We start from the raw sequence: 11,913 nt of genomic DNA, 5'->3' as shown, positions 1-11,913 counted from the left end.
GCTGACGGCGCTATTCATTGCGCGATGCAATAATTCACGTCGAATCAGTTGCTGGGCGAGCGCCGACCCGGGAGAATGTCCCCATGAGCGAGCTCGACGAAACTCAAGCAATTGACCAGGTAATCAACCGTCTGGCCGAGCGGTTTCCCACTCTCGAGCGCGACCATATCGCGCAGGTCGTCGAGCAGGAGCACCGGCAGTTCGGCGAGGGTGGAGTCCGTGACTTCGTTCCGGTCCTCGTCGAGAAAGCTGCGAAGAAGCTGCTCAAGAAGGAAGCAAAGGGCGCCATGGTCGAGCAGCGGGAAGCACCTGCTCTTCTGCCGGACGGTGACCCGGCCCCGGACCCACTGGAAGTCGAGCGCGCAGGCCGCGAAGGACATCGCGGACCGATGCTGGGGGATGTTCTCGGCGGGTCAACCGTGACCGGCCGCTGACGACTCCGGCATCGAATCTACGACGGAATCGCCCGCCACAGAGGGTGGCAGTGCCCCACTTGAGGCCGGTGCCGGCCGATCGCGGGTCTTCGGGCGTGCCCAGTGTGCGGGGGTGTTGTCTCCGTCCCACACGTTGACGACGCCCCAGGCGGCGGCGGTCAGTGGGACGGCGAGGAGAGCTCCTGTTATTCCGCCGATGGCCGTGCCCGCAGCGATGACTCCCAGGACGACGAACGCATGCAGGTTGACCGTCTTTCCCATCAGGATCGGCTTCAGGACGTTCCCTTCGAGTTGGTTGACGATGACGACGATGAGCACGACTAGTGCCGCGGTGAGCGGTCCGTTGCTGACGAGGGCTACAAGCGCTGCGATTGCACCCGCGCTCACGGCTCCGATGATCGGAATGAAGGCGAGCAGGAGGGTGAGAATCGCGAGGGGTACCGCGAGGGGGACCTGCAGAAGAAGAAGACCGATCAGGATTCCCACGGCGTCGAACAGTGCAGCGGCGGCTGTGCTGGAGATGTAGCCGCCGAAAACGGCGACGGTTTTGCGCCCGATGCGCTCCGCGCGGTCGTAGGCGATTCCCTCGAAAGGTCGGAGGACGAACTCCCATATCAGCGGGCCGTCTTTGAGGAGGAAGAAGAGGACGATCGCCGTGATCCCGACGCTGGCGCTGACTTCGCTCACGGCGCCGACTCCGTCCAGCGCTCCGGACCCGAACTCGGCGCTCGTGACGAGACCGCTGATCTGCTCGGTGACGTCGTCCAGGAGACGCCGGTCCAGAGAGAAAGGCAGAGTCTGCCACCAGGCCACGATGCGCTGGAAGCCGTCCTGGCTCTTGAGCGTAAGCTCGCGCCATTCCTGGCTGGCGGACGCTACGACGTAGACGAGCGCGCCGGCGATCACGGTGAGAAGGAACACGAGCACGAGCGCGGCGCCAATGGCGGGCGGGAGCTGGCGTCGCTGTGTCCACTTCATCCACGGTGCGAACGCTGCCGCGAGAATGAGGGCAAGCGCAAAAGGTACTGTGACGACCGCCAGGCGGCTGATCAGCCAGAGCAGTGCCGCGACGACGACGCTGACGAGGATCACCTGCGCCCCGCGGATCCCGGCGCGTCCGAGCGGGTCGCTCCATAGGGACCTGCTTCGTGATCGCATGGTTCTTCCTTCTTCGATCGTTTTGGTGAGTGGGTCAGTGGACGAAAACCTTGAGCAGGACGACTCCGCCGACCGCGGCCAGTTGGAGCACCAGGTAACCCAGCTTCTGTCCCTTCGTGGTGGCGCTCCCGCGTAAGCCCCAGAGCACCAACACGAGCTGGGTGACGGTGAGAATCGCTATCGCGAGCGTCAGAGCTGTCTTCAGACTCCAGATGCCGGTATCACTGAGCAGTAGGAGAAGGGCGGGCACGACGGTGATTTCCAGGGCACGGGTCGACGCTCCCAGGATGCGACGCATCGCGCTGCGCCGTGTTGCCCCTCCGCTTTCGCTGGCGTGTGCGATCGTGTCGGCGACCAGACCTGCGGCAAACAGGCCACCCATGGTGCCGAGGAGACTGCTCGCGGCGGAGCGCCCGGTGAACGCCTCAGACGACGGCATCATGACCAGCAGAGTGGCGACGCCACTGATGGACGCATAAAGCGCCTCCCGGGCGTGCTGCGTCATTCGCGTCGGCCCGGTGCCTCCGGGGGCATCGGTGACAGGCGTATCTCGTTCGGTTTCCATAAGATCCTTCGCTCCTGGTTGGCGGATGCTCTGGGCCAACCGATCAAAACTGCTCGTCTTTGCTGGAGAGTCGCGGCGATCGGGGCACCGCGCGGTACGCTCGGTGCCCCGATTCGCCCGGCGGCTCAGTGGATGGTGAGCTTCTCCTTGATGACCGCCTTCTGTTCCTCGGCCTTCTGGCGGCGCTCAGCCTTGCGCTGTTCGCGCGCTGCCCGATCGGCTTCCTCCTGTGCCTTCGCGTAGGCGTCCTCTGCCGCCTCGAGCTCGGCGAGGACCACATCTGCGGAACGGCGGTACACGGCCCCGCCCTGCTCGGTCATCAGCTTGTCGATGACTTCGACGGCGTACTCGTTGACCTCTGCGACGACGGCCGTTCCGCCGAGTGGGATGGAGCGGCTGATCTCGCCGAGCACGCTGTCTGAGCGGTCCGCACGACGGATGTCGAAGGCCCCTCCAACCAGCAGGCCTCCGGTCCACCCGAACAGCATCCCGATCGGGCCGCCGATGACGCCGAGCATGAGCCCGATCAGGCTGCCTCCCCATGTGGCGGCCCCACCCACGACATCGTCTCCCTCCGGGGTGTCGAATCGGCCCTGCTCGTCGCGGGTGACGAAAGCTCGCAGCGAGCACCTCAACTCGCCCGTCGAGTCCGGCGCGCTTGAGCTCGCTGAGTGCCTGGTACGCATTGCTGCGGTCCTCGAAAGAGACGGCGATGACATTGTGTTCGAACATAAAAGTGACCTCCAGATCACGTTGGTTTTCATTGGACTGCCGCGGCTTTTCCGCGACACATCAACCATCCCGTGAAGGTGTGATCGGGTCATCGTGCGATCTGTCGCGGACCTGGACGCATTTCTGTGCACTCTGCATCCCTGGGGCTAGACTGACCGCGTGTCTACCGCAGACTCGGTGGCGAAGATCATTTCCTCGCTGGATTGGGACGGTGACCTCGGACCGGCCTCTCTGGCGGAACCTGAGGTCCAGCAGCTGCGGTCCCGACTCGGAGACGGCGCAACCCGGTGGGTTGCCGGGGCGGTGGAACAGTCTCTTGGCGCACTGCACGGGCAGATTCACGACTCGCTCGCACCGTGGCCGCTGATTCGGACGTATGCCCGGCACGTACTGACCACAACCCTGCTCAGCATTGCCGGCGAGGATGAGCTGCCAGCCGCCACAGGGACGATCGATCGCCAGATTGCCGAAGATATCGTAGCGAGGGATATCCCGTTGTCGGACATCACTCAGGCATTGCGGCGCATGCAGCGTGAGTGGCTCTCGCTCCTCATAGACGCCGCCGTGGACGCCGGCCCAGACGGCATCCGCCTCGTGCCTGGCCTGGCGACATCCGTCACCGGGGCAATGGATTCGTGGATCAGCGTTGCGACCGACGCGATCGTCGACGAGCGCCGACGGGTCTACCTGGCCGAACAGGTTCGCAGCCGAAGCGTGATCGAATCGCTGGTGGCGGGAGGGCCCGTGGACGCCGATGCAGCCACCCGGTTGCTGCGGATTCCGCTGATCGGCTGGCACCTCAGTTGTGCCATCGGAGTACCTCCGGGAGGTGCGGTCGAGCGGCGAATCCTGGACGGCGTCGTGCACCTGTTCACTCGGTTCGTCGGCAGCGATCGAATGCTGCGCTATGAAACGAACGCAGGGAAGGTTCACCTCTGGGTCACCACAGATCTCCCCGGGCGGGCACCTCGAGTTGAGGATCTACACGTCCCATCGTCGCTGCTGGTTGGCATTGGCGAATCCCATCCCGGTGCCGACGGGTTTCGGCGGACTTACCTGGAAGCTTCCGATGCGCTGTGGCTGGCTGCCAGTCTGGGCAACAAAGGCGGAGTCTCCTACGGCGACGCCGCCTTGGCGATCGTCCTCAGCCGGGACGAGGAACGCGCCCGCTGGTTCGTTCAACATGAGCTTCGCGGACTCGCCACTGACAGCCCTGAAATGGCCGAGATGCGCCAGACGCTCCGGACTTTCTTCGATACCCGGATGCGTATCGCTCCGGCCGCCGAGCGGCTCTTTCTGCACCGCAACACACTCATCAACCGGCTTGAGCGGATTCAGTCCATCCTCGGCCACGGGGTCGCCGAACGCCCGGCCGAGACCCAGGCAGCTCTCGTTCTGGCCGAACTCTTTACACAGCGTCTTGACGACCTTGGGTGACCCTGCCGTGTCCGTGCCCTCCTCGGGACCGCCCTGTTCGAAACGTCCGCTGCGGTCATCGGGCTCTGCATTGCGCTCGTCCTCCGATCAAGCCTCAGGTCGGTCAAGCATTGGCGAGAGAACCTCTGGAGCGCGACCAGAAACGCACCGAAACCTTCCGCTTCGGCGGGGGTTTTTGTTGGCATCATCGACTCATATGGAGAGCTTCGGAGTTCAGCGGCGTGTTGACGGTGAGCACAACCAGAATGAGGGATCGTCTCTCTCGCGGGTGAGGATGGACACATGGATGTAGAACCGGATCACGAGCTCGCAGCGCTGATCCGGGCGATACCCGAGGGATGGACCCGTGTGCAGATCGCTGGTCGAGGTTGGGGAATCACGCGGACCACGCGTGCGGGCGGCAAGACGATCTCGTTCGATGCTGAGCGCCTCGGCGGCAACGAGCATCTCGGAGCAAACGTGTGGGTGACGTCTGAAGGCTCAATTCTCAGACCGTGTGAGGTGCCAGAGGAAAAGGTCATGCAGTTTCTGCGTGATGCCGCGGGAACCTTTGAAGCATGAGCCAGCTCGGGCTGCCGTCTGACGCAAGACGCGTCGGGGTAGCCGAGTCAGATTGTCCGGTCGCTCGGCGATTGCGCGATACTTGATCGTCTTCGCTAGTGCACGATGTTGTGATGCGACCTGGCGTAAATCTGGGCGCGATCGATGGGGCGTGACAAGTCGGCGCGGTTACCCATCTCTCATTCTGAAGGAGTCATCATGTTGAAAGTCGGCATTCTCGGTGCAGCTGCCATCGCCCCAGCAGCGATCATCGATCCCGCTCGCCGGCGCACCGATGTGACGGTAACCGCGATCGCCTCTCGGGGGATCGATCGCGCACGTGACTTCGCACGCCAGCATGACATCGCAACGGCCTATGGTTCGTACGAGGAGCTTCTGGCAGACCCCGCCATCGACCTTGTGTACGTGGCACTTCCGCCATCCGCTCACGCCGAGTGGTCGATTGCGGCGCTTCAGGCGGGGAAGGATGTGCTGTGCGAGAAACCGTTCGCGGTGAACGGAGCGGAAGCCCGAATGATGGCAGACGCAGCAGCAGCAACCGGTCGGCGTCTTGTAGAGGCGTTTCACGATCACTACCACCCGCTCGCGGCCCGGACGAAAGTTCTCGCGAGCACGCTGGGGCGTCTGATCAGCGTCGAAGGGGTATTCCTCGCGCGTAACCCGTTCACGCCAGGGGCTCTGCGTCATGAGCCCGCGCTGGGGGGCGGCGCGCTGATGGATCTGGGTGTGTACCCACTCCATGGCATCCGGAACCTGTTGGACGAAGAGCCCGTTGGCGCCACGGCTGTCGCAACACTCAACCCGGCGGGCGCCGATGAATCGATCAAGGCCGAGCTCACCTTTCCTTCCGGTGTGACCGGCATTGTCCGGGCAAGCATGTCCGCAGACTTCGAGAACTGGCTTCGGGTGGTCGGCGAGCGGGGTGAGCTTCGCGTCAGCGGAGTGGTGTTCCCGTCGAAGGGGCACAGCATTTCGTACACAATCGACGGCATCGAGCGGACCGAAACCGTCGCCGGTCGGAGTACCTACGATCACCAGCTCGAGGCGCTTCTGTCCGGCATCGCGACCGGCGAGCTGCTGCCGACCGAGGGGCATGATTCTGTCTCGACCATGGACAGTGTCGACATGATCTACAGGGCCGCGGGTGTGCGACTGGGCTGACTGGTGCCGGCGTCACACGGTGTCGGGGATCGATAGTCTGATCGCATGATCCGTCACACCGTAGCGTTCACTCTCGTTCACCCTGCCGGGTCTGAGCAGGAGACCGAGTTCCTCTCGTCGGGTTCTCACGCGCTGCGTGCCATCCCCGGGGTACAAGACTTCACCGTGTCTCGACAGGTGAGTCCGAAGAGCGACTACCGGTTCCAATTCGCGATGACGTTCACTGACGAGCGAGCGTACGCCGCCTACAACGAGCATCCTGATCACCAGCACTTCGTGACCACGCGCTGGGCGAACGAAGTGGCCGAGTTCGAGGAACTCGACTTCGCGCCCTACCTCTGAGGCACCGGCGAGGTCATCCCGCCATCGGTTTGCGTCAGGCCGACGGGCTGGTGTCCGCGCTGACCAGAACGGTGCGCCCATCGCCGACCGGGGTATCGGGGGAGTCCGCGCGCGGGTAGAGCACCGTGATCACGAGAAGTCCGATCACCAGTCCGACAATCTGGGCGACCACGTAGCCGGGGACTGAGGTCGGCGCGATACCGGCGAAGGTGTCGCTGAAGGTCCGGCCGATTGTGATCGCGGGGTTGGCGAAGCTGGAAGAGCTCGTGAAGAAGTATGCCGCGCCGATGTAAGCGCCGACGGCCGCTGGCGCCAGTGTCGAACGGCCGGTGCGGGCGAGGCTGAAGATGACAAGGATAAGGCCTGCGGTGGCAACGATCTCGGCGAGGAAATGCGGCCCCGTCATCCGTTCGGTTGCGCTGAATGACGTCGGCTCGCCGAACATGCCGTTGGCCAGGACCGCACCGGCGATGCATCCGAGGATCTGAAGCGGTATGTAATAGACGACGTCGCGCCAGGGGCGGTAGCCAAGGGCGGCGTCAGCGAGCGAGACAACGGGATTGAAGTGAGCACCGCTGGCCGGCCCGAAGATGAGGATCAGCGCGAACAGGCCCAAGGCGGTTGCGAAGGCATTTTCGAGGAGTTGAAGGCCGGTGTCTCCCGGCGACAGATTGCTTGCGGCGATACCTGAACCGATGACGAGCGCGGTGAGAAGGGCGCTGCCCAGGAACTCGGCAAGAGAGGAGCGTGCCCAGGCGGGCGCGGAACGCTTCACGCGCTGATCAGCAGGCGGGAAACGGCGTCGAGTGCACCCGGTACGAGCTTGAAATATGCCCACGTCCCTCTCTGCGTGCGGGTGAGGAAACCCGCGTCGACGAGGACCTTGAGGTGGTGTGACACGGTGGGCTGGCTCAGGCCCACAGGCTCGGTCAGGTCGCAGGCACAGGCCTCTTCACCTTCGGATGCCGCGACGATCGAGATCAGACGCAGTCGAGTCGGGTCCGCCAATGCCTTGAGGCTTCGCGCCAGGCCGTCGGCGTTCTCGGGGCTGAGCGTCTCGCGCGTCAATGGGGCGCAGCAGGCCGCGACGTCGGTGACAGGAAGCAGGGTGATTGTGGACACGACCACAGCATACGGGATATTGACAACTGTCGATATAGGTTGTCATACTCAGTTCATCGAGATCCGTCGATATACAGAAAGCCGGAGTAGTCATGACTTTGCTCGACCTCACGCCCACGGTTCGCCGTTCGTCCCGGCTGGACAGCCTGCCTGTCGCGATCATCGGCGCCGGGCCGATCGGGCTCGCGGCCGCGGCCAACCTGGTCGAGCGCGGCATCGACTTCGTCATCTACGAAAGCGGCGACTCAATCGCGTCCAGCATGAACGCCTGGCGCCACATCCGGCTGTTCTCTCCGTGGGAGCACCTCGTCGACCCGGCCGCCAGGCGATTGTTGGAACCCACGGGGTGGAAGGAACCGCAAGCCGGCGTTGCGCCGTACGCCGCCGCCATCATCGACGACTATCTGACGCCGCTCGCCGCGCTCGAGCCGATCGCATCCCGCACCCGACTCGGAGTCACGGTGGAGTCGGTTTCGCGGGAGGGCATGGATCGCACCCGGTCGACCGGGCGAGCGAGCACCCCCTTCGTCCTTCGTATTCACAGTGGGGCGGACGTGTCGGAGGTGACGGCGAGGGCCGTGATCGACGCCTCCGGAACCTACGGGAACCCCAACAGCCTCAGCTCGAATGGACTGGTTCCCCTGGGCTACGCGGGTGTCGCCGACAGGATCAGTCACGCCCTGCCTGACGTCCTGGGCACCGAACGGGAACGGTTCGCCGGCAAACACACCGTGGTCGTCGGTGCCGGCCACTCCGCCGCCAACACCCTCATCAATCTCGCCAAACTCGCACGGGAGGAATCTGGGACAACGGTCACGTGGGTCATCCGGAACAGCACGGCCGTGCGGGTATCCAGCTCGGACGACGACGAACTCCCCGCCCGGGCATCGCTGGGTCAGCGCGTCGAACGGCTGATCGCCTCCGGGGCGATCGACCGCATCGACGGGTTCGAGATCGTGCGCCTCGCCGGCTCGGACGGAGGCGTTGACGTCATTGGCAGCCGCGCCGGCGGTGTCGAGAGCATCCACGCCGACGTCGTCGTGAACGCGACAGGGTTCCGACCGAATCTTGACATGCTGCGCGAGATTCGGCTTGAGCTGGATGAGATCGTCGAGGCGCCCCGTCGACTCGCGCCGCTGATCGACCCGAATCTGCACAGCTGCGGGACCGTCGCCCCTCACGGTTTCGCCGAGTTGCAGCAGCCGGAACCCAACTTCTTCATCGCCGGGATGAAGAGCTACGGCCGCGCTCCGACGTTCCTGCTCGCGACCGGCTACGAGCAGGTGCGCTCGATTTCGGCGTGGCTGGACGACGATATGACGGCTGCGAGCAAGGTGGAACTCGTCCTGCCTGCGACCGGGGTGTGCTCAACCGATGAAGCATCCGGATCATCCTGCTGCTCATGACCGCCTGATCGCATAGACTCCGGTCTATGAGTGAAGCTCAAACGTCAGTTCCGGCTGCGACCCTTCGCCTTCTTGCAGATCCGACGCGCGCCAGGATCATCACCCTGATCCTGGACAGCGAACACGGGCGGGCGACGGTGACGAGGTTGGCCGAGCGACTGGACCTGTCCCAACCGACGCTCTCGCACCACGCGAAAGCACTCACCGAGGACGGCATTCTCCAGCGCGAACCGGTGGGTCGGCAGGTGTGGTATTCAGTCGCTCCTGACCGTGTCGACGAGGTCTCCGAGGTGCTTCGGAAACCCATGGAGTCGCCTGTGGATGCGGATGTACTCGGTCGTATCAGCCTGGATCTGGCGCAACGATTCGCCGGCACGTTCGGCGCCGAGACGGTGGAGCGTTACGTCCACGAGAGCCACGCGTTGCTCGCAGAGCGGGCGCACATCAGCCGCTACCTCACATCCCTCACGTCGAGATTCGCCGCCGACCGACTATCCGCCCTCGCCAAGGAGGAGTCCAGGCTCGCCACCGAGATCCCCGAAGTCCTGTTCGTGTGCGTGCAGAACGCAGGACGCTCGCAAATCGCCTCCGCGATCCTCCGCCACCTCGCCGGCGACAAGGTTCTGGTTCGCACCGCCGGATCGGAACCCGCGGCAGCGGTGCGCTCCGTCGTCGCAACGGCGCTCGACGAGATCGGCGTTTCCCTCGACGGCGAGTACCCCAAACCGCTCACAGACGAAGTCGTCCGGGCGGCGGATGTCGTGATCACCATGGGCTGCGGTGATGCCTGCCCGGTCTACCCGGGCAAGCGCTACCTGGACTGGGAACTCGACGATCCCGCGGGGCTCCCGCTCAACCAGGTCCGCCATATCCGCGACGAAATCGAGACACGCGTCCGGGAGCTCCTGGCGACCCTCTGAGATGAACGGTCTGTGAACTCAGCCACCTCCACTGGTACAACCCATAGATACGGGTCTATGCTTTATGTACCGACCGAAAGCGAGTCTCCCCATGACTGACAAGCCCTCCGTTCTCTTCGTCTGCGTCCACAACGCCGGCCGTTCCCAAATGGCCGCTGGCTATATGGCCGCACTCTCCGGAGGCCGCGTCGAGGTGCTCTCCGCCGGGTCCGAGCCCAAGGATCAGATCAACCCGGTCGCGATCCAGGCCATGGCCGAAGAGGGCATCGACATCGCGAACAACGTGCCGAAGATTCTCACCACCGAGGCAGTGCGCGATTCGGATGTCGTGATCACCATGGGCTGCGGCGACGCCTGCCCGATCTTCCCCGGCAAGCGCTACGAGGACTGGAAGCTCGACGACCCGGCCGGCCAGGGCATCGACGCTGTGCGCCCGATTCGCGACGACATCAAGGCCCGCATCCAGGGCCTCCTCGCCGAGATCCTTCCCGCGTCCGTCTAGGCGCCCGCCATGTCTGACATCTACTCGCGTCGTGCCCTTCCTGGCCTCACTTTCCCGGAGGACCACCTGAAGCGCCTCGCAGACGATCTCGCCGCGAAGTTCGTCGGCGTCTTCGCTCTCGAAACTGTTGAGCGCTACGTCCTGGAGTCGTACACGGCGCTGTTGAGAACCTCGACGGTCAAGGCTCATCTGACGAACAACACGATCCGATTCGCCACCGATCGTCTCACCGCGCTGGCACAGGCGAAGGGCGCAATCGATCGCCCGGTGCCTGAGGTTCTGTTCGTCTGCGAGGAGAATGCAGGGCGGTCCCAAATGGCTGCCATTCTCACCGCGGCACTGTCGAACGGTGCGGTGCACGTGCGTTCGGCCGGCTCCGCGCCAGCTCATCAGATCAACCCATTGGTCGTTGCCGCGATGGCCGAGATCGGGCTGGATCTCGATACGGCCTTCCCGAAGCCCCTCACCGACGACGTCGTCCAGGCAGCTGACGTCGTCATCACCATGGGTTGCGGAGACGCCTGCCCTCTCTATCCCGGCAAGCGCTACCAGGACTGGGCCCTCACCGACCCGGCCGGCCTCCCGCTCGAGGACGTCCGTCGCGTGCGCGACGACATCCGGGGCCACGTGGAAGCCATGCTTATAGAGCTCGGCGTCGAAAAGACACAACCCGTTTCAACCGCGTCGAAGGCGTGATCGTCGTCGAACGCGGGGAGAGCCGCAATCCCGGCAGCGGGCACTGAAGGTCCTGTTCCTGGCGCTCGCTATGACGGCCGAGTAACCCGTCGGACTCTTGTGGTTGCGACGAGTGCGCAGGCCAGCGAGACGATCACAGAGGCGAGGCCGAGGGCATAGAAGCTGATCATTCCGTAGCCACCCGCCGCATCGGGGTCCAGGAAGAAGTACGGATACCAATTCGCTGCCTGTCCCCGCACGAGTGTGTATGCAGCCCATGCGACCGGAAATGCCAGGGCCAACCAGGCGGTTCGCCAGGGCAGGCGCCTCTGAGTCGCAAAAATGAAATCCCCGACGGCGTACACGGGGAGGACGAAGTGCAGTAGTCGTGACGAGAGCGGTGCTTGAAACAGGAACGGGGAGAGCGACTCGTCGAGGATCAGCAGCGCGAACACGCCTCCGGAAACGACAACGTACGTGGTCGCCAGGAGGCGAAGGATGGTGAGCGATTGAGGTTCCGAATTGCCTCGGATGCCAACTGCGATAGCGAGAGCCAGGGCGATGACCATGATCACGTGACTCTGAATGGTGAAGTAGCTGAGGACGTTGATGGCGGCGCAGGACCCGTAGATGTAGAAGCAACTGGTTCGAGACAGCAGCGCCCACACCGTCAGGGCAAGGATTGCAAGCCTGACGGCCAGGAGCACGAATCGCACGAAGCCCCTTCCACTTGCGGTGTGGCCAGATGCACGTAAGCGTAATGGCCGCTACAGCGCACGGTCCATTCCTGACGGGGTGGTTGCGTCTCCGCGAGAAACACGCAGCGCACGAGCACGGCTCAGGGGTACCCTCGTGGACCTGGTTCGCTCCGCGTGGCAGCGTGGTTTCATGGAGCATG

At 64.2% G+C, this 11,913-nt stretch carries 15 protein-coding genes; 9 read left to right on the top strand and 6 right to left on the bottom strand.

Annotated features, from left to right (window positions below; translation table 11 throughout):
• The first annotated feature begins 83 nt into the window (after positions 1 to 83).
• On the top strand, positions 84 to 434 hold the full coding sequence (locus tag AC1M0F_RS04150) for a three-helix bundle dimerization domain-containing protein (protein ID WP_480236929.1): 351 nt from the start codon (positions 84 to 86) through the stop codon (positions 432 to 434).
• On the opposite strand, the gene AC1M0F_RS04145 is transcribed toward AC1M0F_RS04150, so the two are convergent.
• From AC1M0F_RS04145 to AC1M0F_RS04135, 3 genes are all read right to left on the bottom strand, one after another.
• Positions 414 to 1,592, bottom strand: a complete 1,179-nt coding sequence (locus AC1M0F_RS04145; protein ID WP_480236928.1) for an AI-2E family transporter — start codon at positions 1,590 to 1,592, stop codon at positions 414 to 416. The genes AC1M0F_RS04150 and AC1M0F_RS04145 overlap by 21 nt on opposite strands.
• A gap of 34 nt (positions 1,593 to 1,626) precedes the next feature.
• Positions 1,627 to 2,097, bottom strand: coding sequence for a hypothetical protein (locus AC1M0F_RS04140; RefSeq protein WP_480236927.1), 471 nt, complete (start codon positions 2,095 to 2,097; stop codon positions 1,627 to 1,629).
• Positions 2,098 to 2,282: 185 nt separating this feature from the next.
• Positions 2,283 to 2,843, bottom strand: a complete 561-nt coding sequence (locus tag AC1M0F_RS04135; protein ID WP_480236926.1) for a DUF1269 domain-containing protein — start codon at positions 2,841 to 2,843, stop codon at positions 2,283 to 2,285.
• A gap of 205 nt (positions 2,844 to 3,048) precedes the next feature.
• Between AC1M0F_RS04135 and AC1M0F_RS04130 the strand changes: the two genes are divergently transcribed.
• From AC1M0F_RS04130 to AC1M0F_RS04115, 4 genes are all read left to right on the top strand, one after another.
• Entirely contained in the window at positions 3,049 to 4,326 is a 1,278-nt protein-coding gene (locus tag AC1M0F_RS04130; RefSeq protein ID WP_480236925.1) for a PucR family transcriptional regulator, read from the top strand.
• Between the two features lie 282 nt (positions 4,327 to 4,608).
• A complete protein-coding gene (locus tag AC1M0F_RS04125) occupies positions 4,609 to 4,887 on the top strand; it encodes a hypothetical protein (protein WP_480236924.1) in 279 nt (92 codons plus the stop codon).
• Positions 4,888 to 5,031: 144 nt separating this feature from the next.
• Entirely contained in the window at positions 5,032 to 6,048 is a 1,017-nt protein-coding gene (locus AC1M0F_RS04120) for a Gfo/Idh/MocA family protein (RefSeq protein WP_480236923.1), read from the top strand.
• Between the two features lie 45 nt (positions 6,049 to 6,093).
• Positions 6,094 to 6,390 (top strand): Dabb family protein, encoded by a 297-nt coding sequence (locus AC1M0F_RS04115; protein WP_480236922.1) that lies wholly within the window; start codon positions 6,094 to 6,096, stop codon positions 6,388 to 6,390.
• Positions 6,391 to 6,424: 34 nt separating this feature from the next.
• Here the strand turns inward: AC1M0F_RS04115 and AC1M0F_RS04110 are convergent, their stop codons facing one another.
• Complete coding sequence (locus AC1M0F_RS04110) at positions 6,425 to 7,165, bottom strand: MIP/aquaporin family protein (protein WP_480236921.1); 741 nt, start codon at positions 7,163 to 7,165, stop codon at positions 6,425 to 6,427.
• Positions 7,162 to 7,512 (bottom strand): metalloregulator ArsR/SmtB family transcription factor, encoded by a 351-nt coding sequence (locus AC1M0F_RS04105; RefSeq protein WP_480236920.1) that lies wholly within the window; start codon positions 7,510 to 7,512, stop codon positions 7,162 to 7,164. Before AC1M0F_RS04105 ends, AC1M0F_RS04110 begins: the two co-directional genes overlap by 4 nt.
• A gap of 92 nt (positions 7,513 to 7,604) precedes the next feature.
• Between AC1M0F_RS04105 and AC1M0F_RS04100 the strand changes: the two genes are divergently transcribed.
• From AC1M0F_RS04100 to AC1M0F_RS04085, 4 genes are all read left to right on the top strand, one after another.
• Positions 7,605 to 8,918 (top strand): NAD(P)-binding domain-containing protein, encoded by a 1,314-nt coding sequence (locus tag AC1M0F_RS04100; protein WP_480236919.1) that lies wholly within the window; start codon positions 7,605 to 7,607, stop codon positions 8,916 to 8,918.
• A gap of 26 nt (positions 8,919 to 8,944) precedes the next feature.
• Positions 8,945 to 9,838, top strand: a complete 894-nt coding sequence (locus tag AC1M0F_RS04095; protein ID WP_480236918.1) for a metalloregulator ArsR/SmtB family transcription factor — start codon at positions 8,945 to 8,947, stop codon at positions 9,836 to 9,838.
• A 91-nt stretch (positions 9,839 to 9,929) separates the two neighbouring features.
• Entirely contained in the window at positions 9,930 to 10,340 is a 411-nt protein-coding gene (locus tag AC1M0F_RS04090; RefSeq protein WP_480236917.1) for an arsenate reductase ArsC, read from the top strand.
• A gap of 9 nt (positions 10,341 to 10,349) precedes the next feature.
• Entirely contained in the window at positions 10,350 to 11,036 is a 687-nt protein-coding gene (locus AC1M0F_RS04085; protein ID WP_480236916.1) for an arsenate reductase ArsC, read from the top strand.
• A gap of 68 nt (positions 11,037 to 11,104) precedes the next feature.
• Here the strand turns inward: AC1M0F_RS04085 and AC1M0F_RS04080 are convergent, their stop codons facing one another.
• Positions 11,105 to 11,731, bottom strand: coding sequence for a Pr6Pr family membrane protein (locus tag AC1M0F_RS04080; RefSeq protein WP_480236915.1), 627 nt, complete (start codon positions 11,729 to 11,731; stop codon positions 11,105 to 11,107).
• Positions 11,732 to 11,913: the final 182 nt, after the last annotated feature.

The sequence above is a fragment of the Mycetocola sp. Y719 genome, assembly GCF_056713205.1.
Note: the sequence above shows the minus strand (reverse complement) of the source record. Positions and strands in the feature narration are given on the sequence as shown.